The organism is Streptomyces sp. NPDC005393, assembly GCF_040606675.1.
Classification (GTDB): Bacteria; Actinomycetota; Actinomycetes; order Streptomycetales; family Streptomycetaceae; genus Streptomyces.
On the sequence record NZ_JBEXFG010000018.1, the window covers coordinates 1 to 25,824 of the forward strand.

Consider the following 25,824-nt stretch of genomic DNA (forward strand, 5'->3'; position numbering starts at 1 on the left):
ACGACGTGGGGGAAGCCGGCGAGCTGGAAAGCGCTGGCGCGGGCGGGGGCCGGCCGGCCGCCGACCGGTGGGGTCGGCGGCCGGTGCGGTCAGTAGCGGTAGTGGTCGGGCTTGTACGGGCCCTCGACCGGGACGCCGATGTATGCCGCCTGCTCCGGCCGGAGCGTGGTCAGCTTGACGCCGAGGGCGTCCAGGTGCAGCCGGGCGACCTTCTCGTCCAGGTGCTTGGGGAGCACATAGACGTCCGTCGGGTAGGACTCCGGCTTGGTGAAGAGCTCGATCTGCGCGATGGTCTGGTTCGCGAAGGAGTTGGACATCACGAACGAGGGGTGACCGGTGGCGTTGCCCAGGTTCAGCAGCCGGCCCTCGGAGAGCACGATGATCTTCTTGCCTTCGGGGAAGGTCCAGGTGTGGACCTGCGGCTTGACCTCGTCCTTCACGATGCCCGGGATGGCGGCGAGGCCGGCCATGTCGATCTCATTGTCGAAGTGGCCGATGTTCCCGACGATTGCCTGGTGCTTCATCCTGGCCATGTCGGAGGCCATGATGATGTCCTTGTTGCCGGTCGTGGTGATGAAGATGTCGGCGGTCTCCACCACGTCGTCCAGGGTGGCGACCTGGTAGCCGTCCATCGCCGCCTGGAGCGCGCAGATCGGGTCGATCTCGGTGACGATGACCCGGGCGCCCTGGCCGCGCAGCGACTCGGCGCAGCCCTTGCCCACGTCGCCGTAGCCGCAGACGACCGCGACCTTGCCGCCGATCAGCACGTCGGTGGCGCGGTTGATGCCGTCCACCAGGGAGTGGCGGCAGCCGTACTTGTTGTCGAACTTCGACTTCGTCACCGCGTCGTTGACGTTGATCGCCGGGAAGAGCAGCGAGCCGTCCCGGTGCATCTCGTAGAGGCGGTGGACGCCGGTGGTGGTCTCCTCGGTGACACCGCGGATCTCCGAGGCGAGCTGCGTCCACTTGCGCGGGTTCTCGGCGATGGTGCGGTTCAGCAGCTCAAGGATGACGCGGTGCTCGTCGTTCTCGGCGGTGGCCACGTCAGGGGCGGCGCCGGCCTTCTCGTACTCGACGCCCTTGTGGACGAGGAGGGTGGCGTCGCCACCGTCGTCCAGGATCATGTTGGGGCCGCCGGTGGCGGTGCCCGGCCAGGTCAGCGCCTGCTCCGTGCACCACCAGTACTCCTCCAGGGTCTCGCCCTTCCAGGCGAAGACCGGGACGCCCTGCGGGTTCTCCGGGGTGCCGTTCGGGCCGACGGCGATCGCGGCGGCCGCGTGGTCCTGGGTGGAGAAGATGTTGCAGGACGCCCACCGGACCTGGGCGCCGAGGGAGACCAGGGTCTCGATCAGAACCGCGGTCTGCACCGTCATGTGCAGCGAGCCGGTGATACGGGCGCCGGCCAGCGGCTGGGAGTCGGCGAACTCCTTACGGATCGCCATCAGGCCGGGCATCTCGTGCTCGGCGAGGGTGATCTCCTTGCGGCCGAAGGCAGCCAGGGAGAGGTCGGCGACCTTGAAGTCCTGACCGGAGACGGCTGTCGTCATGGGTGCTGCTCCTCATCGATCGTGTTGCGAGCGAGAGTGGTTTCGGCTGGGCATACGAGGCAAGCGGGGCAGGTCATGCCGTCCAGCGGACACACCTGTCCCGTCCTCGCACTGCGCAGTCCGTCCGGGGCCCTCTCTCCCTCGGCCGGTCCACGGGACGGACCGCCCGACCGCCATCAGCAGCGACGTCTGGCTCGGTCACGAATCTACACCGATCGGCGCAGTGATCCCCAGCCCGGAGGGGGTCTCTTCGGCCGCGATCGCGGGGCGAGGGGTGTGCCGGCCCGTGTAACCGGGCGCTTTGATCCCGTCCGCATCTATTGCAGGATGCCGCGAGCGCGGGGACGCTTGCACATTCCCGCGCCCGCTCAACGCGTTGTGAAGGAGAACCACGTGACCAGTCCAGCCGATCCCCCGGGTGGTGCGGGGGCCAGCGGAGCAGGGCTCAAGCTGCTCGCGGTGACCGCCTGTCCGACGGGCATCGCCCACACCTATATGGCCGCTGAGAAGCTGGCTCAGGCCGCGGCGTCGCTCGGCCACAGCATGAAGGTGGAGACGCAAGGCTCGATCGGGGCTGAGAATGTACTGTCTGACAACGATGTCAGGCAGGCCGACGGCATCATCATCGCCGCCGACAAGGACGTCGACCGCAGCCGGTTCCTCGGCAAGAAGGTGCTTGTCGTCGGAGTCGCCGAGGGCATCCACCACCCCGAGCGGCTGATCGAGCAGGTGCGGAGCGCACCGGTGTACGGGGGCGACGGCCGCGGCTCGGACCGCGGAGCGGCGACCGCTTCCGGCGGCGGTAAGGGGCGCAGCGTCACCTACAAGGCGCTCATGAACGGCGTCTCGTACATGATTCCGTTCGTCGTGGTCGGCGGTCTGCTGATCGCGGTCTCGCTCGCGCTGGGCGGCGATACGACGTCCAAGGGAATCGTCATCCCCGACGACTCCTTCTGGAAGACGGTCAACGACATCGGCGCCATCGGCTTCCAGCTGATGATCCCGGCGCTGTCCGGCTATATCGCCTACGCGATCGCCGACCGGCCCGCGCTGGTGCCCGGCATGGTGGGCGGCTGGATCGCGGCCCATGGCGAGCTGTACGACAGCGAGGCGGGCGCCGGGTTCATCGGCGCGATCGTCACCGGCTTCCTCGCCGGCTATCTGGTGTTGGGGATCAAGAAGGTCAAGGTCCCCGCGTTCGTGCAGCCGATCATGCCGATCATCGTGATCCCGATCGTGGCGACCTCGGTGCTCGGTCTCTTCTTCATCTCTGTGCTCGGCGCGCCGATCTCCTGGGTGTTCGAGCACCTCACCGACTGGCTCGGCGGGCTGACCGGGACCAGTGCGGCGCTGCTCGGCATCGTCCTCGGGCTGATGATCGCGTTCGACATGGGCGGTCCGGTCAACAAGACGGCGTTTCTCTTCGGCGCCGGGCTGGTGTCCAAGAACCCGGAGGTCATGGGGGCGTGCGCGGCGGCCATTCCGGTTCCGCCGCTCGGCCAGGGGCTGGCCACGCTCATCCGCCGCCGGATGTTCGACGACCAGGAGCGGGAGACCGGGCTCGCGGCGCTCTTCATGGGCTTCTTCGGCATCACCGAGGGGGCGATTCCGTTCGCCGCGGCGCGCCCGGCACGGGTCATCCCGGCGAACATGCTCGGCGGCGCGGTCGCCGGTGCGATAGCCGGGCTCGCGTCGGTCGAGGACAGCGTGCCGCACGGCGGGCCGATCGTCGCGGTGCTCGGGGCGATCAACGGCGTGCCGATGTTCTTTGTCGCCGTGCTCGTCGGTACGGCGGTGACCGGGCTGGTGACGGTCGCGCTGATGTCGGTCGGCAGTGGCGGCGGCGAGGCCCCGGCGGAGGCCGGAGCGGCCGCCGAGGTGCCCGTGGCGGTGCCGGAGCCGGTGCCGGAGCCGGTGCCGGCGGGAGTGGCGAGCGGCGGCGGTACGGGCGGTGCGAGCCGTACTACGGAGGCCACGGCCCCTGCCCGTACGGCCCCTGCCCAGGCGGAGGCCGCGCCCCAGGCCGCACCCGAGTCCGCGCCCGGGGCGGACGAGGTGCTGTCCGGCTATCTCACCGAGCAGACCGTCACGGAGCGGCTGGCGGCGGACGACAAGGACGCCGCGATCCGCGAGATGGCCGAGCTGCTGGCCACCACCGGCAAGGTCACGGATGTGGCGGAGCTGGTGCGGACGGCGTTCGCCCGGGAGGCCCAGGGCACCACCGGGCTGGGCGAGGAGATCGCGATCCCGCACGCCAAGACGGACGCGGTGACCGCGCCGGTCGTCGGCTTCGCACGCTCCCCCGAGGGCATCGAGTGGGGCGCGCCGGACGGGACCAAGGCGCGGCTGATCTTCATGATCTCGGTGCCGGAGGCCGCCGCGGGCGATGAGCATCTGCGGATCCTGGCGCTGCTGTCGCGCACGCTGATGGCCGCCGAGTTCCGGGAGCGCCTGCTGAGCGCTCCGGACACGGCGGCGATCCTGCGGGTGCTCGGCGAGATCCAGTAGCCCCGCGGTAGCCGGGCGGTGGCGAAACGGCGTCGGCCTTCATGATCCGTGTGTGGTCATGAAGGCCGACGCCGGCTTCGTGTCAGGCGGAGGAGGAGGACGTCCGGAGGATGTCCGGCTCCAGATAGATCACCCGGGCGATCGGCACCGCCTCGCGGATCCGCGCCTCCGCCGCGTCGATCGCGCGGGCGACCTCCGCCGCCGCGTCATCGTGCTGCACCGCGATCTTGGCGGCGACCAGCAGCTCCTCGGGGCCGAGGTGGAGCGTCCGCATATGGATCAGGTCGGTGACCGTCTCACCGTCCACGATCGCCTCACGGATCTTGGCGACCTGGTCGACATCGGCCGCCTCGCCCAGCAGCAGCGACTTCGTCTCCGCCGCGAGGACCAGCGCGATCAGCACCAGCAGGGCGCCGATGCAGATGGTGCCGATGCCGTCCCAGACGCCGTCGCCGGTCAGCAGCGCCATGCCGACGCCGCCGAGCGCCAGCACCAGACCGACCAGCGCGCCGAAGTCCTCCAGGAGGACGACGGGCAGCTCGGGGGCCTTGGCCCGGCGGACGAACTGCGCCCAGGTCAGCTCGGCGCGGATCTCGTTGGACTCCCTGATGGCCGTACGGAAGGAGAAGCCCTCGGCGATGATCGCGAAGATGAGCACACCCACCGGCCAGTACCAGTGCTCCAGCTCATGCGGGTGCTTGATCTTCTCGTAGCCCTCGTACAGCGCGAAGACGCCACCGATGGTGAACAGCACGATGGAGACGAGGAAGCCGTAGATATAGCGCTCACGGCCGTAGCCGAAGGGATGCTCGGGGGTCGCCTCGCGCTTGGCCTTCTTGCCGCCGAGCAGCAGCAGTCCCTGGTTGCCGGAGTCGGCAATCGAGTGCACGCCTTCGGCGAGCATCGACGACGAGCCGCTGAAGGCGAACGCCACGAACTTGGCTACGGCGATGGCCAGGTTCGCGCCCAGCGCGGCAACGATCGCCTTGGTTCCGCCTGATGCACTCATATGTGCCGAATGTCCCTTCCGCTTTCTGGCAGCTTTGCTTGTGCTTTACTGCGCACGGCGGGCCATTGTTCCAGCCCCGTTCCAGCCCCTCGCACAGGCCGTACCTCAGGCCACCAATGTGGCCCGGAACACCGTGCCCTCGCCCGTCAGCGCGGCACCCTCGCCCGCCGGGACGAAGGCCGACTCCCCGCACGCCAGCCGCAGTTCCCCGCCGTCGTCCCCGGCGCCGCGCAGCGTGACCGTGCCCGAGGCGCACAGCAGGATCTGCGGGGTGGCGGCGGGCAGCGGGCGCGGCTCGGCGCCCTGGGCCAGGACGTACCGCGAGAGCCGGAACTCATCGATCGGGGTGGCGTAGAGCTCCTCCCCGGAGGAGTCCGCCTCCGGCCGTAGTACGGCGGGCGCGTCGGCCTCGAAGCGCACGACGCGCAGCAGTTCGGGGACGTCGACATGCTTGGGGGTCAGACCGCAGCGCAGCACATTGTCGGAGTTGGCCATGATCTCGACACCCAGCCCGTCGAGGTAGGCGTGCGGGACGCCGGCGCCCAGATAGAGCGCCTCACCGGGCTGCAGCCGTACGAAGTTGAGCAGCATCGCCGCGATCACCCCGGGGTCGCCCGGGTAGTGCCGCGCGATGGAGGCGTATGCCGCGTATGCCGGGGCGTGCGGGCCGTCGAGTGCGCTGAGCCGCTCGGCGGCGGCAGCGGCCTGATGCACGGTCTCGGCCATGGCCTCGGGGTCGGCCGTCAGTACCGCGGTCAGCACCTCGCGCAGCGCGTGCGACTCCGGGTGCGCGTGCAGGATGTCGACGTACGGCTTGAGCGAGTCGACCTCCAGGGCGGCCAGCAGCGCGGCGGCCTCGCCCGGGTCGCGGAAGCCGCACAGCCCGTCGAAGGGCGTGAGCGCGCATATCAGCTCGGGCTTGTGGTTGGCGTCCTTGTAGTTGCGGTGCGGGGCGTCCGCCGGAACGCCGCGCCCCTCCTCGTCCGCGAAGCCCTCCTTCGCCTGGTCCAGGTCCGGATGCACCTGGAGCGACAGCGGCGAGGCGGCGGCCAGCACCTTCAGCAGGAACGGCAGCCGCGGCCCGAAGTGCCGTACGGCCCCTGGGCCGAGCTCGCGCTCGGGGTCGGCGGCGATCACCTCGGAGAGCGCGACGGCGCCCTCGCCCCGGTCCACCCGGGACGGCGCCCCGGGGTGCGCCCCCATCCACATCTCGGCCTGCGGCTCACCGGTCGGCCGGACACCCAGCAGCTCGGGGATAGCGGTGGTGGAGCCCCAGGCGTAGGGGCGCACGGTGTTGACGAGGCGGTCCATGCGGTGCGGTTCCTGACTGTACGGACGAAGAGACGAACGAGCGTCTGCGGTTCACGGGCTCAAGTTCTATCCGCCGAAGCGAGCGCCAGGTAAACGGCGGCGAAATCCGTGATGGCGAGAAGCTCCGCCGCGCCCTCCAGGGAGCTGCTGCCCTCGGCCGGTTCGAGCTCGCTGAACGCCGTGTCATGGGCGAGCGCCAGCTCCCGGGCGGTCGGCACGGCCGAGACGGAGCCCACCGGCTCCTCGTGGAGCAGCACGATCCGGGCCCGTAGCGCCTCGGGCTCCTCCACCCGGTCGCGGAAGAAGTCATCGGGGTCCGCCCCGCCCGCGAACGCCCCCGTAAGCAGCGAGCCGTGCGCGGCCAGCGCCCCGGGGAGCTCGGAGGCCAGCGCGGGACGCCCGGCGAGCGCCGCGAGCAGCCCCGCGAAGCGCCGTCCGACCGCCGCCGCGACCGGCCCCTCGGTCCACAGCAGCGGAAGCGCCCCGGCGAGCTCGGCCGCGAGCGTCTTGGCGGGGTTGGTGTAGGTGGCGATGGCCGGGCCACAGCGCTCGGCTACCTGGTCGAGCCGGTCGGCCACCTGCTGCAGCGCGGTGGGCGGCGCGGAGACCAGGCCGATCCGGTCGACGAGCATCAGCAGCGGGGTGAGCAGGGCCCAGACCGTGCCGGGCAGGGCGGGGCCGGTCACCTCGTCGGGCGCGGTGCCCGGCGGCTCGATGTGCTGCGGGACGGACGGGGCGTCATGGAGGGCGGAGGGCTCGTCCAGGGCGCCCTCGGCGGCGGTGTCCTGGAGGGCGCCTTCGCCGGGTGTGTGCCGAGGGGGGGTGTACGGGTGGGCGGTGTGCGGCCCTGTGCCGTACGGCCCCGCTTCGTCCGGGGCCGTGGCCAGCGGAACCAGCAGACCGCGCACCTGTGCGACCGCGTCGGTCAGCGGCGAGTTCCCCGGGGCGACCGCGACGATCGCGCAGCCCCGGCGGTACGCCTGCTCGGCCAGGAGCGGAAGGCCCGGCTCCGTACCGTCCGGCGTCACGATGACCAGCAGGTCCAGCGGGCCCGCCCAACCGGGCAGCGCCCAGCGCAGCGCGCCCGGCGCGGGTGCGACGCCCGTGGGCGGGATCAGGCTGACCGGGCAGTTGCCGCCGCCGAGCGCGCCGAGCAGGTCCGCGGTGCAGCTTCCGGCCGCCCCCGGGCCCGCGACCAGTACGGCGCGCGGCCGCCCGTCCGGCTTGAGGTCGGCTATACCCGCCTCGGCTGCGTGCCGGGCGGCGGTACGGACCCGGGCACCGGATTCCGCGGCCCCGCGAAGCAGCCCGCGGGTGTCCGCGCGGGCCAGGGCCTCAGGGGCGTCGAGGAGGGATTCGTCGAGCATGGTGCTTCGGCCTCCGATTCGCCGTGGTGGGGCGGTTCGCGCGAGGGCTGCGCGGGGACTGGGCGCCGTCGGGCCGCCGGTCAGGCGGGGCGGCGCGCCTCATCGACGAGCAGCACCGGGATGCCGTCCCGGACGGGGTACGCGAGGCCGCACCCCTCGCCCGTGCACACCAGCTCGGGGGTCTCCGCGGCCTGCTCCTCGCGCAGCGGGGCGTGGCACGCCGGGCAGGCGAGGATCTCCAGAAGACCGGCTTCGAGCGGCATGGGGTGTCCCTTCGGGTATGGGTCCAACCGGATACGACTCCGGCGTGGTCAGCGTACCGCCGGGGGCGGGGGCGGCGCCGGTGGCTCCGCCGGGTGGTCGGTGCGCTGGGTGGTCGGTGCGCCGGGTGCCGGTGCGCTGGGTGCCGGTGCGCTGGGTGCCGGTGCGCTGGGTGCCGGTGCCTGTGCGGGTGGTCGGGTGCCATCGGGTGCTCCCCCGCCCCTGGGGCTCCGCCCCAGCCCCCGCCGGGACTCCGCCCCGGACCCCGTTTCGGGGGCTCCGCCCCCGCACCCCCGCTCCTCAAACGCCGGAGAGGCTGGATTTGGGGCTGCGGCCCCGGACCCCGCTCCCCCACACCCGACGGGGCCAGGCTCAGGGCTGCGGGGGCAAGCCGGACACCTGCGGTGGGTCGAGGCCGGGTGTAGGGCCCCGCACGGACCCGATCCGAAGGCTGCACCCTCGCACCCCCGCACATCAAACGCCGGAAGGGCCGGGTGTCCGGGGCCCGCCCCGGACCCGACCCGGGGGGGCTGCACCACCGCACCCCCGGACCCCCGCACCTCAAACGCCGGAGAGGCTGGATTTGGGGCTGCGGCCCCGGACCCCGCTCCCCCACACCCGACGGGGCCGGGCTCGGGGCTGCGGGGGCAAGCCGGGCACCTGCGGTGGGTTGAGGCCGGGTGTAGGGCCCCGCACGGACCCGATCCGAGGGCTGCACCCTCGCACTCCCGCACCTCAAACGCCGGAAGGGCCGCGTGTCCGGGGCCCGCCCCGGACCCGACCCGGGGAGCTGCACCCCCGGACCCCCGCAGCGCAAACGCACAAGGGGCCGGGTGTGGGACCAGCCCCGGGGCCCAACGCCCCAACACCTGACGAGGTCGGGTCCGCGGCTGCGGCCCGGGCTTCGCTGCTCAGACGGCCGACGGGCCAGGGTCCGGGGGCGGAGCCCCCGGACCGCGAAGCAGCGCCGCGCGCCGCGTAAGGGTCAGGCGCGGACGATGGCGAGGGCCTCGTCGCGGACCTTGGCCACCGTCTCGGGGTCGCGCGCCTCCACGTTCAGGCGGAGCAGCGGCTCGGTGTTGGAGGGGCGGAGGTTGAACCACCAGTCGGCGCTGGTGACCGTCAGGCCGTCCAGCTCGTCCAGCGCGATGCCCTCGTCCTTACGGCCCTCGTACGCCGCCTTGACGGCCTCCATGCGCCCGGTCTGGTCGTCGACGGTGCTGTTGATCTCGCCGGAGGCGGCGTACCGGTCGTACTGCGCGACCAGCTGCGACAGCGGGCCGTCCTGGCCGCCGAGCGCGGCCAGGACGTGCAGGGCGGCCAGCATGCCGGTGTCGGCGTTCCAGAAGTCGCGGAAGTAGTAGTGCGCGGAGTGCTCGCCGCCGAAGATCGCGCCGGTGTGGGCCATCTCGGCCTTGATGAAGGAGTGGCCCACCCGGGTGCGGACGGGGGTGCCGCCGTTCTCCTTGACGACCTCAGGGACGGACCACGAGGTGATGCAGTTGTGGATGACCGTGCCGCCCGGGTGCTTGGCCAGCTCGCGTGCGGCGACCAGGGCGGTGATGGCGGACGGGGTCACCGGCTCGCCGCGCTCATCGACGACGAAGCAGCGGTCGGCGTCGCCGTCGAAGGCGAGCCCGATGTCGGCGCCGATCTCCCGGACCCGGGCCTGGAGGTCGACGATGTTCTTGGGGTCGAGCGGGTTGGCCTCGTGGTTGGGGAAGGTGCCGTCCAGCTCGAAGAAGAGGGCGTCCAGCTCCAGGGGGAGCCCCTCGAAGACGGTGGGGACGGTGTGGCCGCCCATGCCGTTGCCCGCGTCCACGACGACCTTGAGGGGCCGGATGTCGGTCAGGTCGACGAGCGAGCGCAGATGGGCGGCGTAGTCGTCGAGGGTTTCCCGCTGGGTGATGGTGCCGGGGTCGGCCGCGGGCTCGGGCGCGCCGGATTCGGCCCACTCCTCGACCAGGGCGCGGATCTCGGCCAGCCCGGTGTCCTGGCCGACGGGGGCGGCGCCCGCGCGGCACATCTTGATGCCGTTGTACTGCGCGGGGTTGTGGCTGGCGGTGAACATCGCGCCGGGCAGACCGAGATGTCCGCTGGCGAAGTAGAGCTGATCGGTCGAGCAGAGTCCGATCTCGGTCACATCGACGCCGAGCGAGGCCGCCCCGCGTGCGAAGGCCCCGGACAGACTGGGGGAGGAGGGGCGCATGTCATGGCCGACGACGATCGCGTCCGCGCCGGTCGCCCGGGCGAAGGCGGCGCCGAACAGCTCGGAGAGTGGCTCGTCCCACTGATCCGGGACCACACCGCGCACGTCGTACGCCTTCACGATCTGCGACAAGTCGGGCACAGCCAACCCCTTCTGGAGGTCCTGGTAGAGGTCTCTACGGACCTCAGAACCTACCCGCAGGACGTGGGCGGGAACTGTGAGGCCCGTCGCGCGGCACGCTTCGCGGCAGCATCCAGCCGAGCAGGAAGGACGACTGCGCGACGACGATGAGACACCTCACCAGCAACAGGGCGAGGCTCCATGGCAGCACCTTGCGCAACAAGTCCCCCTCGCGCCCCTTGAGGCCCACCGCCCCGCAGGCGGTCGTGAGGTTCCACGGGGAGATCATCTTGTGCCCTGTCAGCAAGTGATCAGAGGCTGGGGGCACCTCCCAGCGGTAGCTGGGGGCGAGCTGAAGGGGCGCGCCGCCGGCGAGCCTCCGTCGACCCGGCGAGTGAGCCAAGGGGCGCAATGCCGTCGAGCCTCAAGTGGGACCACCGGCTGGGGGCACCTCCCAGCGGTAGCTGGGGGCGAGCCGAAGGGGCGCGCCGCTGTCGAAAGGGAGAGCGCGCGGAGGCCCCGAGGAACGAGGGGTCGAGCACGGTCGACCGTCGACAGTGGCTGGAGCGCCCCGGAGGCGAACCGAGCCCCAAAAAAAGGGGGGCCGGCAAAGTGCGTCAGGAGTCGGGCGAGCGCAGGACGCGCAGATGGCCGCGGCGGGCAACCTCCCGGGGGTCGGCCTCCCGGCCGCTCTGCCCCGCGCCGGATCCCGGGCCCCCTGCTCCGCCCGCCGCCCCGGCCGCGCGCTCCTGCGGACGGGCGGCCTCGCGCACCGCGTTGGCAAGCGCTTCCAGATCGTCGCTGCTGGGCCGGGCCGGGCCGGTGTCGATGGCGAGCCGGACGACGTCCCAGCCACGCGGGGCGGTCAGCCGCTCCGAGTGTTCCGAACACAGGTCGTAGCAGTGCGGCTCGGCGTAGGTGGCGAGCGGCCCGAGAACGGCGGTCGAGTCCGCATAGACGTACGTCAGCGTCGCGACGGCGGGGCGGCCGCAGGCGGTGCGCGAACAGCGACGTACAGGGCTCACGACGTTGGACGGTACCGCACTCTTGAGCGGGCCGCGACGACTCTCCACCAGCTCACTCCGCCGTGTCGTCCCGGTTCGCCCCGTGTACCCGATACGTGAACTTCCCCGCTGACCAGCGCGGACTTCCGGACGGGCGAAAAGCGCCGATGGCGATTTCGGTCAGCAGTCGAACCGAGAGGCGTCATCCTGGGCCAGGGAAGCGGCTCAAGAGACATCCGTTTATGAACGTAAGGGTGGCCGGAATGTTCATTTGGCGACATCGACCACGGCTGTCCGGTAAGCGCGTGGCGGTGGCCGGTCGACGGCTACCCTCGTGAGTGATGACCAGGCCCGTACCACCCCACCAGTCCGAACCGCGCCCCCGTCGTCGCGATCGGCACGGACGAGGTATGCGCGGCCCGATCGCGCCACCCCAGGTTCCGCTGTCGATCAGTCGTGCGGAGTCCTTCGTGGATCTGGTCCAGGACTCCGCCGAGCGGCTGGAAAGACGCTGGCCCCAGCTGTCGGGGGTCGACTTCACCGTGCTCGAGGTGCCGACGTCGGATCTCGGCGGCGGCCCCGGCGCGGGCACCGGCCCGGACGCACACGGCGGGCCGGACGGATGGGACGGCGAGTCCGTACCGCTCGGGCGCTTCATCGCGGCCCGCGGGGAGGCGCCGGACCGGATCGTGATCTACCGGCGCCCGGTGGAAATCCGGGCGAAGAACCGGGACGAGCGGGCGATGCTGGTGCACGAGGTCGTGGTCGAGCAGGTCGCGGAGCTGCTGGGGCTGGCCCCGGAGTCCGTGGACCCGCGGTACGGCCAGGAATAGAGCACCCCGGGTACGCCTGCGCCGGACGGGCTGGATGGTCCAGCCCGCCCGGCGATGAGGACAGACCCATCGGACGCCCGGGGGCTCGGGGCGCGGAGGCGCGGGGCTGGAGCCTGTCCGGTGGGTCGAGTGTTCTGAGCACGGCGGAGAGTTGCTTGTCGCCGGGGGTCTGCAGCCCCCCGGCAGTGTGAGCCGTCAGTCAGCTCAGCCGGGCATCGGCGTAGACGACCATCGCGTCGCGCTGGTAGACGGCCAGCCCGTCGGCGATCTTGTCGTAGTTCGCACGGATCTGCGGGTCGTCGACGTAGGTCTGGCCCAGTCCCTTGTACGCGGCCGCGTTCGGGGTCCAGAACCGGCAGACGCCCTGGTAGTGGGCGTCCACTTCGGCCTGCACCGCAGGATCGGGAACCGGCGTGCCGGCCACCATGAACTCCGCAATACGGATCATCTGTGCCGTCACCTCACGCTGCCACTGCTCCTGGTCCTCGGCGGTCATCGTCTCGATGGCCTGCCGGGACTGCTCCCACGCCTTCGGCCACCGCTCGCGCACCTCGGCCTCGGCGGAGGAGGGCTCGAATCCCTCGAACAGGTTCTCCGGCCTGTTGATCTTTGCCATGTCGTTGTTGTCCTTGCCTTCCTCCAGTTCGGCGATGGTCCGCCCGACCGTGCGCACCAGCGTCTCCAGCCGGTCACGCTCCCTGAGTAGCCGCCGGTGGTGCTCGCGCAGCACAGTCACCTGATCGACCTGGCTGTCCAGAACCGCCTGGATCTCGCGCAGTCCCAGATCCAGCTCCCGCATCAGCAGGATCTGCTGCAGCCGCAGCAGATCTGCCTCCTCGTAGCAGCGGTGCCCGTTACTTCCGATCCACGCAGGCGGCAGCAGACCGATCTCGTCGTAATGCCGCAGCGTCCGGGACGTCACCCCGGACATCCGGGCCACATCCGCGATCGACCAGGCCATTGCCGTGCCTCCCATCGCCAGGCCGGTCTCTCCGGCCACACCGACGACCGTAGGAGTTGACGCAGCGGAAACCGCAAGCCGGAACCGGCGTCCGGATCGCGCCCCACTTGATTACATTCCGTGAACCATTACAGCGGTGTCCGGTGACTTGCGCTCGCAGCCACAGACGCACCGCTGCGGCGGTGACGGACCTGACGCCGCCGCAGGTAACGGCGGTTACGACGCGACGAATACGCCTTGTCGGCGCTCAGGCAGTCGGGACGGGTACGCGGACGCCCGCCGGTCAGTCTGGGCACACGCAACCGTTCCAGAACGGGGATCATCTGCGGGCCGTCACCCCACTGGCCCGGCGTGACCAACAGGGCCAGCGGGCGGCGACCGCCCTCACTGGTCAGGTGAATCTTCGTCGTCAGCCCGCCCCGGGAACGCCCCAGGGCCTCATTGGGCGGTGCCACGCGGGGCGCCTCCGCTTGCCTGGGACTCGCGGGGAACGCTTGCGGGCACCAGCCGCATGCTGGTGAGCACGGCAGACGGTCGAATCCACACCGACCATGGACCAGTCGATCCGTCCCTCCGCATCGGCATTGGCCAGAAGGGCCCGCAGGACACCTAGTCGTCGTTGAGCAGGGACAGCTCCTGGTCCGCCTCGGGGACCACGACCGTGCCCCGGTCGTCCGGCAGCGGCTGGATGGTGAACATCGGGATCCCGCCCTGCGGCAGCGCCAGCATCCGGGAGGCGTGCACCGGGCCGCCCGAGAGCCGCTCGACCGTCACCGCGTACTGGCCCTTGCCCGAGGCCGGGCGCGGCGGTGGCATGGCCATGCTGGTGCCGCCCTTGACCTCATAGGTCTTGCTGACGGGGCTCCCGCCGTCGCTGCCCGCCGAGGCGGTGACCCGCACCTTCGCGGTCGCGCCCGGCGCCACGAGGGAGAGCGTCGAACCCTTGGCGCGGTTGTCGGCCGCGGTGGCGCTGCGGTCGATCCGGCCGGTGGCGGGGATGAAGGCCGTCTCCTGGTCGCTCCCCTCGCCCCGGGTGACCCGTAGTGCCGCCACCACGGGCGTGGCCGCGCCCTCGCCGCCCTCGGGGGTGAGCAGCAGCGAACCCGGTTCGCCCTTGGTCACGTCGCCGAGGTCTATCGCGGTCGTCATCCCGCTCTTGATGTGCAGCGACTCATGTCCGGCCGGGGTGATGGAGCTGGTCGGCCCGGCGAGCCGCACCTTGAGGTCCGCGTCGTTGGAGCCGGGAGCGAAGACGACCAGGCGCGCCGAGGTCGCGTCGGCCGGGATACCGGGGAGCGCGACGCTGGTCGAGGGTGCGGCGGAGGCGGGCAGCCAGTCGCTGCCGAGCTTCTGGTCGACGGCCTGGACCGCCGCGCCGACCCGGCCGGTGCGGGCCGTCACATGGAGCGAGACATTGGCGACCCGCTGATCGGTGAGGGTGGAGAGCAGCACGGGGACGGTGGAACGGGCCGGGACCGTGATCGACTCGTCGGTCGCGGACTTGAGCCGGCCGCTCGGGCCGTACAGCTTGAGGTCCACCTCGGCCGCGCTGTCGTCCGGGTTGGTCAGATGGACGAAGTCCTGGCGGTCCTGGTCGGTACTGGCGCCGGGGAACCAGAAGTCGGTGTCGGGCGCCGTGCACGCGGTGCCGAGGAGGCCGCGTCCGCTGCCCGCGTCGATCCTGGTGGTCTGCTGGACGGCCCAGCCGGGCGCGAGAGGGCCGTCGGCGGTGCCGATGAGCGCGGGGGCGTCCGAGCGGTCCGTGTCGGTCGTGACGGGCTTTCCGGGCGCCTTGAGGGGCAGGACGGGCTTGTCGTCGCCCTGCGACGCCTGGCCGCCCTTCTTGCCGCCGGACCCGGCGTCCGGCGCCGATACCTCGTCAGGAGGGCTCTGCGCGGGCAGGAGTTCGGCGGTCCCGCTCTTGCCGCCCGCGCCCGCCCGCTTGGGGGTGTAGGCGGTGTAGGTGGTGCTGCTCACCTCTGAGGAGGACGGTGCCGGGCACAGCAGCGTGGAGCGCTGGACGGGCAGCCGGGTGGCCGCCTTCGTCGCCGGGCCCGCGTCGTCCGGCGAACCCCCGGTGAGGGACGCCACGCCGGTGACGGCGGCCAGCGCCGTCGCGGCGCCGATCAGGGACAGGGTGGTGCGGTTCATCGCTGCTGCTCGCTCCCGTCGCGGCGGTCCTCGGGGTCGGTGCCGTCGTACGTCGTGTCGCCCTGCGGGGGGTACGTGCCGTCGGCGTAGGGCCGCTGCTGGTCGTAGCCGTACGGATCGGCGTACTGGCCGCCCGCGTACGGGTCCGCCGGGTACTGGCCGTCCTGGCCGTCCTGGCCGTCCTGGTACGGGGCCGGATAGCCGGCGCCCTGATAGCCGCCCTGGTAGTCACCGGCCGGATACTGCCCGCCGGGGTAGTGGCCCGCGTACTCCCCGCCCTGGTACTGCTCTCCCTGATCCTGGTACTGCTCTCCCTGATACGGGCCGCCCGGGTACTGGCCGTATCCGGCGTCGGCGTACGTCTGCGCGTCCCACTGTTGCCCGTACTGATGCTGATGCGGCACCGCCGCGTACGGATCCAATCCGGCCGTCTGGTCGGCGTACGGGTCCGCCACCATGGGCGGCTCGGCCGGCGGCGCGGGGACGCCCGCGGCCATACCGCCCGCGTCCGGGTCCATGTCCGCACCCGCGTCCGGCGCCTGCCCGGCGTCGGCCTCGGCCTGCGCGCCCTGTGCCTCGGCGGCGGCCCGCAGCCGCCGCGCCCGGCGTCCGTCGCCCGCCAGATCCTCGGCGGTGACGGCCGCGGCGGCGGTGACCTCCGCGTCCGGCAGATCGTCGTCGACATGGCGGCGGCGCCCCGGCAGCGCGAGCACCAGCAGGACGACCGCGAGCAGCCCCTGCGCCCACACCCACGCGGTGTGCGTCATCGGCGTCTCGTAGGTGAGGTCCAAACGGCCGCCGGAGGCCGGGAGTTCGAAGCCCTGCGCCCAGCCGTCGACCGTCGTCGCCTTCAGCGGCTTGCCGTCGAGCGTGGCCTGCCAGTCGGGGGCGGACCTGTCGGCGATCCGCAGCACGCGCCCCGCCGCCCCGTCCGGGACGGTGGTGTGCGCCTCGACGGGACCGGCCGCCACATGCACCGGCTTGGCCGTGGCACCCGCCGAGCCAGCCCCGGACGCCGCCGGGACGATCGAGACCCGCGAGACCCGCTGGTCGACCCGCCACAGCACCCCGCCGTGCTCACGGCTGAGCTGGGTGAGACCCGGCGTCGCGTTCAGCACGCGCTCCATCTCGCGCGGCGCGCCCTTCTGCACGTACACATAGCGCACCGCGTAGCCGCCGAGCTGACCGGTCTGGTCGGCGCCGGAGCCCGCGATCAGATTCGCCACCACGTCGTCGAGCCGGGTGTCGTCGCCGCCCGCCGCCGCGAGTTCGCCGTCGCCGAGCCGGGCGCCGGAGCCGCGCACCAGGGCGTAGTCGGCGCGGGCACCGCTGCTGCCGCCGCCGAGCACCAGCGTGCGGGCCTGGTCCTCCGTGGCGCTCTCCGCCGCCACGAACGCCGGGACCTGCGAGGGGTCGCGCCGCTCGACCGGCCCGTCCGCCCCGCTCACCATCCAGCTGACGGCGGCGTACAGCGGGGCCGCGGCCGCGGCGAGGGCGATGAGCAGCGCGACCGGCTGGCGCCAGCCGAAGCTCTGCGTCGCCACGCGTTCGCGCGCGTCCTCGGCGCCGACCAGGGCGGCGGTCAGCAGCGCCAGGCCGTAGACGAGGGTCGCCGGCCCGGCCCAGCCGGAGCCGCCCGCGAGCGCCGCGAAGAGGAAGCCGGTGAGCGCCACGACCCAGGCCGTACGGACCACCAGCTGACGCTCGCCGCGCATCAGGGCGGCGAGCGCGGCCAGGACGAAGCCGAGCAGCAGCAGCGTGCCGCCGCCCTTGGGGCCGCCGGGGCTGAGCGCGAGCAGGTCCAGGGCGGACGCGGAGCCGGTGCCCTTGTCGAGCCCGGCCTCCTTGAGGAAGCGGGCGGGGTCGGTGAGGAGGCCGAGCGACCAGGGGGCGAGGACCACCACCGGGGTGACGAGCGCGATCAGGAACCGCACTCCGTACCCCGCCAGCTGCTCGGTGCCGCTCTCCCTGAAGCGCAGCGCGAGCACGCCGACGCCCAGGACGAGCGCGATCGGCCAGACGACCGGCGTGAAGGCCATGGTGAACGTCAGCAGCAGCGCATACGCCCACGCCGCGCGCCAGCCCGGGAGCCTCCTGCTCCCGTCGGCCCTGAAGCCCCCGGCAGCCGCTGCCGCGCGTGCCATCAGCGGCAGTAGTACGGCGAGCACGGCGGTGCCAAGACGTCCGCCCGCGAGCGCGCCGGTCGCCGCCGGCAGGAAGGCGTACGCGACGCTCCCCCAGGCACGCAGCAGCCGGGACTCGACCAGTGGCCGGGAGGCGAAGTACGCGATGAACCCGGCCAGCGGCACCGAGCAGACCAGCAGCAGGGTCAGGGTGAAGCCCGTGGAGCCCAGGAAGACCGTCGACAGCGCGGCGAGGGCGGCGAGATAGGGCGGCGCGGTCTGCGTTCCGCCGGTGCCGACCGGATGCCAGCCGTTCGCATAGCTCGCCCACAGGCCGGAGACGTCGGCGGGCGCGGGCAGCAGATCGCCGCCCGCCAGTGCGCCGCTGCCGAGCAGATCCCGGCAGGCGACCAGCGAGACCAGCAGCAGTACGGCGAAGAGCATCGGCCCCGGCTTGCGCGCGATCCGCTTGAGCCGGGCGAACTGCTCGACCTCCAGGAAGTCGGCGTCGTCGTCGCCGGGCCCGGACTCCACCGCTCCATGGCGCCCGCCGGAGGACAGCTCGGGCTCCGAACGGCCGCCGATATTGCTGGCGATCTGCTCCGCCGTCGCCCTTACGGTCGCACCGGGCGGCGGGAAGAGCGGGCGCAGTTCGCTCGCCTCCACCGCGGGACGGCCTCTGCGCTTGCGCGCGGCGAGGATCCGCTCGGGCCGCAGCAGCGTGCCGAACAGCCCCGCGACCTCGTCCAGCGCCTGCCCCGGCACCTTGCCCACCAGATAGGCGAGGGTGCGCAGCAGCGTGCCGAACACGAGCCGCAGCATCACATACAGCAGCAGGGCGCCCCGGGCGTTGACCAGCAGGGTATAGGCGGCACCGGCCTTGTCGACGCGGTGCGGGTTGGCGACCGAGCGCCCCACGCAGTCGATGGGCCGCCGCTCGCGCGCGGACGCCTCCGCATGCCGTAGTACGGCGTCCGGCGCGACCAGCACCTGATGGCCGGACGCCTGGGCTCGCCAGCACAGATCGACGTCGTCACGCATCAGGGGCAGCTTCGGGTCGAAGCCGCCCAGCTGCTCCCACACATCGCGGCGCACCAGCATGCCGGCGCTCGACACCGACAGCACCGGCCGCACCTGGTCGTGCTGGCCCTGGTCCTGTTCGCGCCGCTCCAGCCCGGTCCAGCGGCGGCCGCTGCGGGCGATGCTGACGCCGACCTCGAGCAGCTGCCTGCCGTCGTACCAGCCGCGCAGCTTGGGGCCGATGATCGCGGCCTGGCGATTGGCGGTCAGCTCGGCGTCGGCGACCCGCAGGAGTTCGGCGAGCGCGTCCGGTGCGGGCGCGCAGTCGTCGTGCAGCAGCCACAGCCACTGGATCGGCTCGCCGTACGGAAGCTCCGGCATGTCGTAGGCGTCATCGCGCCAGGTGCGGTTGACGGGGTCCCAGCCGCTGGGGCGTTTGAGGTACGTGAGCTCCTCGGGGCCCAGCGCCGGGGCGGTGCGGACCGCCTCGGCGACGGCTGTACCGAAGCCGCTGCGGCGCGCCAGGTGCAGCACTCGCTCCTCGCCGAGGGCCTCGGTGAGCAGCCGGGCGGAGTCATCGGCGCTGCCGGTGTCGGCGGCGATGACGTTTTGGACGGGGCGCTCCTGGCCGAGCAGACCGGACAGCGCGTCCGGCAGCCAGCGGGCGCCGTCGTGGGCGACCAGCACGGCGGTCACGACATGGCGCGGGTACTCCGGCGGGTCCGGGGGAGCGGACGCGGCTGGCTGAGCCTGGGCAAACGCGGCGGTGGCGGCCGGATATTGGGCCGCCGGGTGGCTGTGCACGGACATCGAGGTACGGGCCCCGGTTCGCTGGACTGCGGTGGACGCGCGCGCCCCACGGGGGCGTTGGTACGTCTCGGACGGGCCCCCACACTAACGGCTGCGTACGCGGCCGGTCCGCCTCCCGTCGCCAAGGGCGCGGGAGGCGGACCGGTCGCGGTGACTCGCTCTGCCGTGAGCTGTGTGGATATGTCAGACGGCGGCCTTCTTCAGCCTGCGGCGCTCGCGCTCCGACAGACCGCCCCAGATGCCGAAGCGTTCGTCATTGGCGAGGGCGTACTCGAGGCACTCGGAGCGGACCTCACAGGCGAGGCAGACCTTCTTCGCCTCACGCGTGGATCCCCCCTTCTCCGGGAAGAACGATTCGGGATCGGTCTGGGCGCACAGCGCGCGCTCCTGCCAACCGAGCTCCTCGTCCGCCTCTTCGACCAGCAGTTGCTGGAACAACTCGGTCATGTGCGCCCCTCGTCTGTCTTTGCGTCCCCGTGCCTGTGCCGTCGGTGCGTCGGCAGAACGACACGAGTGAAATTACAAGTGCGCCGATCCGGGCCAGTCAAGCCGAGATCTGCTATTGGGCCTCTTATTCACTCTGCGGAACCAAGGCTGCGCGGTAAGTGTTCAAATCGGCCTAAACGAGACACCTTCCCCGTCCGCCACACCCGGCCCCTTCTCTTCCTCATCGAAGAGGACGCCATGAGCGCCGGTCCCGTTGCGTGGTGACGGCGGGTGGTGCGCCATCTCTCCGACCTAACGCGCGCACAAACCTTTCTGCCCGTACCGCAACCGGAAGAGGTGAAACATTGCCGCCAAAGCGGAGATCAAGTTGACAGGGAGGCAACGGCCCGGGTCTCCTTGTCCACATGTCAGTGACCCACGCGCCCGAGCCGACCCGTGCCCACGGGTTCCGCTGCGCTGTGCAGGCTCGCTGTCGCTGTTCCAGCTGTTGATGCCCCCGAGCTCCAGCCATCTCTGCGCCATTCCCGCACCTTTTCCGCCGAGGAACCACGCATATGAACAGCGACGTCCAGATCGCCGGTGACCCGCTCGCCATCCCGCATCTGCTGCCGCCCGTACCCGCACACCCCACCACCGTCTCCGCCTTCGCCGGCCTGGCCCGCACCATCGCGGCCGACCGCGACGGCTGGGTGCCCCTCGTCCAGTACGACGCCACCAGCCGCTGGTACCACCGGCTGCGCACCGGCCCCGGCTATGAGGTCTGGCTGCTCAGCTGGGTGCCCGGCCAGGGCAGCGGGGCCCATGACCACGGGCGCTCCTCCGGCGTCCTCACCGTGCTCCAGGGCGAGCTGACCGAGCGCGTGGGGCGGGGCGGCGAGGCGCGGGGCGGCGCGCGGCAGGGCGGTATGCGGCACGCGCTGCGCGCCGGCGCACAGCGCGTCTTCGCGCCCGGCTATGTCCACGACGTCGTCAACGAGTCGCTCGAACCGGCCGTCAGCCTGCACATCTACTTCCCCGGGTTGACCGAGATGCCGCTGCACCACACCCAGAACGCCGATCCGGCCACCGCGGACGCCCTCGATGTCCTCGGCGGCTGAGCCGCCCCGAACGTCCTCGATGTCCTAGGCGGCTGACAGACTGTCCCCCATGCGCATTGTGGTTCTGGCAGGCGGCATCGGCGGCGCCCGTTTTCTCCGCGGTCTCAAGTCGGCGGCTCCCGACGCCGACATCACCGTCATCGGGAACACCGGCGACGACATCCATCTCTTCGGCCTCAAGGTCTGCCCCGACCTCGACACCGTGATGTACACCCTCGGCGGTGGCATCCACGAGGACCAGGGCTGGGGCCGGGCCGACGAGACCTTCGCCGTCAAGGAGGAGCTGGCGGCGTACGGCGTCGGGCCCGAGTGGTTCGGCCTCGGCGACCGCGACTTCGCCACGCATATCGTCCGCACCCAGATGATCGGCGCCGGCTATACGCTGAGCGCCGTTACCGAGGCCCTGTGCGCCCGGTGGCAGCCGGGCGTGCGGCTGCTGCCGATGACGGACGACCGCGTCGAGACGCATGTGCTCATCGACGACCCTGAGGGCGATGGCCGCAAGGCCGTCCACTTCCAGGAGTACTGGGTGCGGCTGCGCGCCTCCATGCCCGCCCACGCCGTCGTCCCCGTCGGCGCGGACCAGGCCAAGCCGGCGCCCGGCGTCCTCGAAGCCATCGCCGACGCCGACGTCGTCCTCTTCCCGCCGTCCAACCCCGTCGTCAGCATCGGCACGATCCTCGCCGTGCCGGGCGTGCGCGAGACCATCGCCGACGCCGGGATCCCGGTCGTCGGCCTCTCCCCCATCGTCGGCGACGCGCCCGTGCGCGGCATGGCCGACAAGGTCCTCGCCGCCGTCGGCGTCGAATCCACCGCCGCGGCCGTCGCCCGGCACTACGGCTCCGGGCTGCTCGACGGCTGGCTCGTCGACACCGTCGACGCGGGCTCGGTCGACGAGGTCGAGGAGGCCGGAATCCGCTGCCGGGCCATTCCGCTGATGATGACCGACCCCGAGGCCACGGCCCGGATGGCCGCTGAGGCGCTGGCCCTGGCCGAGGAGGTACGGGCATGAGCGAAGTCCCCTCGTACCGGGTCTGGGCCCTCCCCGGCATGCCCGAGGTGCGGCCCGGCGACGACCTCGCCAAGCTCATCGCCGACGCCGCGACCTCCGGCGGTCTGCCGGGGCTCGCCCACGGCGATGTGCTGCTGGTCACCTCGAAGATCGTCAGCAAGGCCGAGGGCCGCATCGTCGAGGCCACCGACCGCGAGGCCGCCATAGACGCCGAGGCGGTGCGGGTCGTCGCGCGGCGCGGGCGGACCCGGATCGTCGAGACCCGCCACGGCCTGGTCATGGCCGCCGCCGGAGTCGACGCCTCCAACACCCCCGCCGGCACCGTGCTCTTGCTCCCCGAGGACCCCGACGCCTCCGCGCGGCGGATCCGCACCGGGCTGCGGGACGCGCTCGGCGTCGACATCGGCGTCATCGTCACCGACACCTTCGGGCGCCCCTGGCGGACCGGCGTGACCGACGTCGCCATCGGGGCGGCGGGCGTCCGGGTCCTCGACGATCTGCGGGGCGGGGCCGACGCCCACGGCAACCCACTGAGCGCCACCATCGTCGCCACCGCCGATGAGCTGGCCGCCGCCGGTGATCTGGTCAAGGGCAAGGCCGACGGGCTGCCGGTGGCTGTGCTGCGCGGGCTGCCGCATGTGGTGACGTACGACGAGCGGTCCGGCGCGCTGGCCGACGGGCCGTCCGGCGGGGGTGCCGCCCCCGACGAGGGTGCGCCCGACGAGGGTGCGCGGGCCCTGGTGCGCGGCGCCGCCGACGACATGTTCCGGCTGGGGACCTCCGAGGCCGTACGGGAGGCCGTCACCCTGCGCCGTACGGTGCGGGAGTTCACCGACGAGCCCGTGGACGGCGCGGCCGTCCGGCGCGCCGTCGCCGCCGCCGTCACCGCGCCGGCGCCGCACCACACGACGCCGTGGCGCTTTGTGCTGCTGGAGTCCGCCGATGCGCGGACGCGGCTGCTCGACGCGATGCGGGACGCGTGGATCGCCGACCTGCGGGGTGACGGCTTCTCGGAGGAGAGCGTCGCCAAGCGGGTACGGCGCGGCGACGTCCTGCGCAAGGCGCCCTACCTGGTCGTGCCGTGCCTGGTCGCGGACGGGACCCATACGTACCCGGACCCGCGGCGGAACGCGGCGGAGCGCGAGATGTTCGTGGTCGCGGCGGGGGCCGGCGTGCAGAACCTGCTGGTCGCGCTGGCGGGTGAGGGATTGGGGTCGGCGTGGGTGTCGTCGACCATGTTCTGCCGGCCGGTGGTGCGTGAGGTGCTGGGCCTGCCGGACGACTGGGACCCGATGGGGGCGGTCGCCGTAGGCCGTCCGGCCGCGCCGCCGGCGGCGCGGCCGGAGCGGGGGGTGGAGTGGTTCGTGGTGGTGCGGTAGTGGTGCGGTAGTGGTGCGGGGCGCGTATGGGCGAGGTGCGCGCCGGAGGTGGGGGCGCGCGTTGTGCGAGGCGGGGGTGCGGGTGCGCGGGGTGGTGAGTGCGGGTTCCGGGGCGGGTGCGGGTGCGGGTTCCGGGGCGGGTGCGCGGGGGGTGCGGGTGCGGGTTCCGGGGCAGGTGCGCGGGGTGGTGGGTGCGGGTTCCGGGGCGGGTGCGGGTGCGGGTTGCGTGGGTGGTGGGTGCCGGGTGCGGGGCCTCCGGGGCGGGGGCCCTGGACCGTATATTTACGGCGCCGGCGGCCGGAAGCGTTGGGTTGGCCGGAGATTGGCGCCACAAATACACGTCAGCGTCCAGGACCCCCACCCCTGCACCCCCGCCCCCTCCCGCCTCGTCGCCGACCCCGACCCGGTGGCCCGGCCTCCGGCCCGGTCAGCAGTCGGCCCGGGTGGTGGCGGGGGTGGGCGCACCCCCACCCCCTCCCGCCTCGTCGCCCAGCCCGGCGCGGTGGCCCGGCCTCCGGCCCGGTCGGCAGTCGGCCCGGGTGGTGGCGGGGGTGGGCGCACTCCCGCCCCCTCCCGCCTCGTCGCCCACCCCGGCCCGGTAACCCGGCCTCCGGCCCGGTGACCCGGCCCCTGCCCGGTCAGCAGTCGGCCCGGGTGGTGGCGGGGGCCCCGGCCCGGTGACCCGGCTTCCGGCCCGGTCAGCAGTCGGCCGGGTGGTGGTGGGGGTGGGCGCGCCTCCGTCCCCTCCCGCCTCGTCGCCCAGCCCGGCCCGGTGACCGGCCTCCGGCCCGGTCAGCAATCGGCCCCGGTGGTGGCGGGGGTGGGCGCACCCCCACCCCCTCCCGCCTCGTCGCCCAGCCCGGCCCGGTAGGCCCTGCCGCGCCCGGTCAGTGGTCGGTGGTCCGCCCCGTGTGGGTGGGGGCCCGTACGGGGCGAACGAGGGGGCGGAGCCACGTCGTTTCGGGAGTGAGGTGGGTCGTAGGGTGGCGGAGTGTTGGTGAGCCGTACCTGGAGTCCCTCCGGGCCCTTCGACCTCGTGCGCAGTCTGGGCGTACTGCAGCGCGGGCCCGGGGATCCGGCGTTTCAGGTCGGCGGGGACGGGGTGTTCTGGCGGGCGAGCCGGACGCCGGCCGGGCCCGGGACCATCCGTATCGCCCGCAGCGGCACCGACATTGAGGCCCGCGCCTGGGGGCCCGGCGCGGAGTGGCTGATCGACGGGCTACCCGCCCTCCTCGGCGCGGACGACGATCCCTCCGCCTTCACCCCGCGCCACCGCCTCGTCCACGAGGCACACCGCCGTCACCCCGGTCTCCGCCTCATACGCACCGGCCTGGTCCTGGAATCCCTGATCCCCTCGATCCTGGAGCAGAAGGTCACGGCCGACGAGGCGTACCGCGCCTGGCGGTTGCTGCTCCGGCGGCATGGCGAGCCCGCGCCGGGTCCGGTCGAGCGGATGCGGGTGATGCCCGATCCCCGTACCTGGGCGCTGATCCCGTCGTGGGAGTGGCACCGGGCAGGTGTCGACACCAAGCGCTCATCGACGATCCTGCGGGCGGTCCGGGTCGCCCGGCGGCTGGAGGAGGCCGCGGCCATGGATCTCGCCGCCGCCTCAGCCCGCCTCCAGCTCATCCCCGGTATCGGGCCCTGGACGGCGGCGGAGACCCTCCAGCGCAGCAATGGCACCCCTGACGCGATCACGGTCGGCGATCTGCATCTGCCGCGCATCATCGGCTACGCGCTCACCGGCGTGCACGGTTCGGACGACGAGACGATGCTCGAACTCCTGGCCCCCTACGCGGGCCAGCGCCACCGGGCGGCCCGTCTGATCCTGCTGTCCGGCCGCACCCCACCCCGCCGCGCACCGCGCTTCTCAGTCAGGGACTTCCGCGCGATGTAGTCATCACTCCCTCATCCCCGCGACGGGAGCCGGCCACCGCCGACGGGGTCACTCCCCCCACCGGGTGGACCGCTGGGGGCTCGGGGACGGACGGGAGGGGGCGGGGTGCTCCCATCCCCACCTCCACCAGGCCGACCGCTGACCGGCCCGGGGGACTGGCCCACCAGGCCGGAGGTGGGGGAATGGAAGGGGGCCGGGGCGCTCCCACCACCACCAAGCGGACCGCTGGCCGGGCCTACCGGGCCAGGGCAGCGGCGAAGCGGGAGGGGGTTGGGGGTGCTCCCACCCCCGCCACCCCCGGGCGCCCGCTGACCGGGCAAGGGCCGGGTCACCGGGCCGGAGGCCGGGCCACCAGGCCGGGCTGGGCGACGAGGCGGGAGGGGGCGGGGGCGCGCCCACCCCCACCACCACCCGGGCCGACTGCCGACCGGGCCGGAGGCCGGGCCACCGGGCCGGAGGTTGGGCCACCGGGCCGGGGTCGGCGACGAGGCGGGAGGGGGCGGGGGTGCAGGGGTGGGGGTCCTGGACGCTGACGTGTATTTGTGGCGCCAATCTCCGGTCAACTCAACGCTTCCGGCCGCCGGCGCCGTAAATATACGGTCCAGGGCCCCCGCCCCGGAGGCCCCGCACCCGGCACCCACCACCCACGCAACCCGCACCCGCACCCACCCGGAACCCGCACCCACGACCCACGCAACCCGCACCCACCACCCCGCGCACCCGCCCCGGAACCCGCACCCACCACCCACGCAACCCGC

The 25,824-nt window shown here is 72.8% G+C and carries 17 protein-coding genes and 2 pseudogenes; 6 read left to right on the forward strand and 13 right to left on the reverse strand.

Going from position 1 to position 25,824, the window contains the following annotated elements:
• Positions 1-89: 89 nt before the first annotated feature.
• Positions 90-1,547, reverse strand: coding sequence for an adenosylhomocysteinase (ahcY, locus tag ABZS71_RS17190; RefSeq protein WP_356210888.1), 1,458 nt, complete (start codon positions 1,545-1,547; stop codon positions 90-92).
• A 393-nt stretch (positions 1,548-1,940) separates the two neighbouring features.
• On the opposite strand from ahcY, the gene ABZS71_RS17195 reads away from it, so the two are divergent.
• Complete coding sequence (locus tag ABZS71_RS17195) at positions 1,941-4,055, forward strand: fructose-specific PTS transporter subunit EIIC (protein ID WP_356210891.1); 2,115 nt, start codon at positions 1,941-1,943, stop codon at positions 4,053-4,055.
• 82 nt (positions 4,056-4,137) lie between these two features.
• Here ABZS71_RS17195 and ABZS71_RS17200 read toward each other — a convergent pair whose 3' ends face one another.
• The 7 genes and pseudogenes from ABZS71_RS17200 to ABZS71_RS17230 form a co-directional block, all read right to left on the reverse strand.
• Entirely contained in the window at positions 4,138-5,064 is a 927-nt protein-coding gene (locus ABZS71_RS17200; protein WP_356210893.1) for a cation diffusion facilitator family transporter, read from the reverse strand.
• 105 nt (positions 5,065-5,169) lie between these two features.
• A complete protein-coding gene (gene manA / locus ABZS71_RS17205) occupies positions 5,170-6,375 on the reverse strand; it encodes a mannose-6-phosphate isomerase, class I (protein WP_356210895.1) in 1,206 nt (401 codons plus the stop codon).
• 59 nt (positions 6,376-6,434) lie between these two features.
• Positions 6,435-7,742, reverse strand: a complete 1,308-nt coding sequence (locus ABZS71_RS17210) for an SIS domain-containing protein (RefSeq protein ID WP_356210897.1) — start codon at positions 7,740-7,742, stop codon at positions 6,435-6,437.
• 80 nt (positions 7,743-7,822) lie between these two features.
• A complete protein-coding gene (locus ABZS71_RS17215; protein ID WP_355859643.1) occupies positions 7,823-8,005 on the reverse strand; it encodes a Trm112 family protein in 183 nt (60 codons plus the stop codon).
• 983 nt (positions 8,006-8,988) lie between these two features.
• Entirely contained in the window at positions 8,989-10,353 is a 1,365-nt protein-coding gene (locus tag ABZS71_RS17220; RefSeq protein WP_356210899.1) for a phosphomannomutase/phosphoglucomutase, read from the reverse strand.
• Positions 10,354-10,456: 103 nt separating this feature from the next.
• A pseudogene (locus ABZS71_RS17225) lies at positions 10,457-10,624 on the reverse strand (L-lactate permease); the annotation flags it as partial.
• A gap of 325 nt (positions 10,625-10,949) precedes the next feature.
• The gene (locus ABZS71_RS17230; protein WP_355859647.1) at positions 10,950-11,405 is read right to left on the reverse strand and encodes a DUF3499 domain-containing protein; all 456 of its coding nucleotides are present in this window, start codon (positions 11,403-11,405) and stop codon (positions 10,950-10,952) included.
• 341 nt (positions 11,406-11,746) lie between these two features.
• Between ABZS71_RS17230 and ABZS71_RS17235 the strand changes: the two genes are divergently transcribed.
• Positions 11,747-12,169 carry a metallopeptidase family protein gene (locus ABZS71_RS17235; protein ID WP_355859649.1) on the forward strand — a complete coding sequence of 141 codons (423 nt, stop codon included), beginning with the start codon at positions 11,747-11,749 and terminating at the stop codon, positions 12,167-12,169.
• A gap of 199 nt (positions 12,170-12,368) precedes the next feature.
• Here the strand turns inward: ABZS71_RS17235 and ABZS71_RS17240 are convergent, their stop codons facing one another.
• The 5 genes and pseudogenes from ABZS71_RS17240 to ABZS71_RS17260 form a co-directional block, all read right to left on the reverse strand.
• Positions 12,369-13,130, reverse strand: coding sequence for a MerR family transcriptional regulator (locus ABZS71_RS17240; RefSeq protein ID WP_355859662.1), 762 nt, complete (start codon positions 13,128-13,130; stop codon positions 12,369-12,371).
• A 185-nt stretch (positions 13,131-13,315) separates the two neighbouring features.
• A pseudogene (locus tag ABZS71_RS17245) lies at positions 13,316-13,564 on the reverse strand (transposase); the annotation flags it as partial.
• A gap of 175 nt (positions 13,565-13,739) precedes the next feature.
• A complete protein-coding gene (locus ABZS71_RS17250; protein ID WP_356210903.1) occupies positions 13,740-15,281 on the reverse strand; it encodes a DUF5719 family protein in 1,542 nt (513 codons plus the stop codon).
• Positions 15,278-19,234, reverse strand: coding sequence for a glycosyltransferase (locus ABZS71_RS17255; RefSeq protein ID WP_356210905.1), 3,957 nt, complete (start codon positions 19,232-19,234; stop codon positions 15,278-15,280). Before ABZS71_RS17255 ends, ABZS71_RS17250 begins: the two co-directional genes overlap by 4 nt.
• A 183-nt stretch (positions 19,235-19,417) precedes the next feature.
• Positions 19,418-19,681, reverse strand: a complete 264-nt coding sequence (locus ABZS71_RS17260; protein ID WP_004952403.1) for a WhiB family transcriptional regulator — start codon at positions 19,679-19,681, stop codon at positions 19,418-19,420.
• 554 nt (positions 19,682-20,235) lie between these two features.
• Between ABZS71_RS17260 and ABZS71_RS17265 the strand changes: the two genes are divergently transcribed.
• The 4 genes from ABZS71_RS17265 (at position 20,236) to ABZS71_RS17280 (ending at position 25,066) form a co-directional block, all read left to right on the forward strand.
• Positions 20,236-20,778, forward strand: coding sequence for a cysteine dioxygenase family protein (locus tag ABZS71_RS17265; RefSeq protein ID WP_356210908.1), 543 nt, complete (start codon positions 20,236-20,238; stop codon positions 20,776-20,778).
• A 49-nt stretch (positions 20,779-20,827) separates the two neighbouring features.
• The gene (gene cofD / locus ABZS71_RS17270) at positions 20,828-21,790 is read left to right on the forward strand and encodes a 2-phospho-L-lactate transferase (RefSeq protein WP_356210910.1); all 963 of its coding nucleotides are present in this window, start codon (positions 20,828-20,830) and stop codon (positions 21,788-21,790) included.
• Positions 21,787-23,169 carry a coenzyme F420-0:L-glutamate ligase gene (locus tag ABZS71_RS17275; RefSeq protein WP_356210913.1) on the forward strand — a complete coding sequence of 461 codons (1,383 nt, stop codon included), beginning with the start codon at positions 21,787-21,789 and terminating at the stop codon, positions 23,167-23,169. The genes cofD and ABZS71_RS17275 overlap by 4 nt, the downstream gene beginning before the upstream one ends.
• 991 nt (positions 23,170-24,160) lie before the next feature.
• The gene (locus tag ABZS71_RS17280) at positions 24,161-25,066 is read left to right on the forward strand and encodes a DNA-3-methyladenine glycosylase 2 family protein (protein ID WP_355846842.1); all 906 of its coding nucleotides are present in this window, start codon (positions 24,161-24,163) and stop codon (positions 25,064-25,066) included.
• The last annotated feature ends 758 nt before the right edge of the window (positions 25,067-25,824 follow it).

Excerpts from the sequence above, each read along its gene's own strand:
- ABZS71_RS17250 (WP_356210903.1), bottom strand. The coding sequence starts at position 15,281 with ATGAACCGCACCACCCTGTCCCTGATCGGCGCCGCGACGGCGCTGGCC.
- ABZS71_RS17240 (WP_355859662.1), bottom strand. The coding sequence starts at position 13,130 with ATGGCCTGGTCGATCGCGGATGTGGCCCGGATGTCCGGGGTGACGTCC.
- ahcY (WP_356210888.1), bottom strand. The coding sequence starts at position 1,547 with ATGACGACAGCCGTCTCCGGTCAGGACTTCAAGGTCGCCGACCTCTCC.
- cofD (WP_356210910.1), top strand. The coding sequence starts at position 20,828 with ATGCGCATTGTGGTTCTGGCAGGCGGCATCGGCGGCGCCCGTTTTCTC.
- ABZS71_RS17235 (WP_355859649.1), top strand. The coding sequence starts at position 11,747 with ATGCGCGGCCCGATCGCGCCACCCCAGGTTCCGCTGTCGATCAGTCGT.
- ABZS71_RS17255 (WP_356210905.1), bottom strand. The coding sequence starts at position 19,234 with ATGTCCGTGCACAGCCACCCGGCGGCCCAATATCCGGCCGCCACCGCC.
- ABZS71_RS17200 (WP_356210893.1), bottom strand. The coding sequence starts at position 5,064 with ATGAGTGCATCAGGCGGAACCAAGGCGATCGTTGCCGCGCTGGGCGCG.
- ABZS71_RS17260 (WP_004952403.1), bottom strand. The coding sequence starts at position 19,681 with ATGACCGAGTTGTTCCAGCAACTGCTGGTCGAAGAGGCGGACGAGGAG.
- ABZS71_RS17215 (WP_355859643.1), bottom strand. The coding sequence starts at position 8,005 with ATGCCGCTCGAAGCCGGTCTTCTGGAGATCCTCGCCTGCCCGGCGTGC.
- manA (WP_356210895.1), bottom strand. The coding sequence starts at position 6,375 with ATGGACCGCCTCGTCAACACCGTGCGCCCCTACGCCTGGGGCTCCACC.
- ABZS71_RS17210 (WP_356210897.1), bottom strand. The coding sequence starts at position 7,742 with ATGCTCGACGAATCCCTCCTCGACGCCCCTGAGGCCCTGGCCCGCGCG.
- ABZS71_RS17275 (WP_356210913.1), top strand. The coding sequence starts at position 21,787 with ATGAGCGAAGTCCCCTCGTACCGGGTCTGGGCCCTCCCCGGCATGCCC.
- ABZS71_RS17265 (WP_356210908.1), top strand. The coding sequence starts at position 20,236 with ATGAACAGCGACGTCCAGATCGCCGGTGACCCGCTCGCCATCCCGCAT.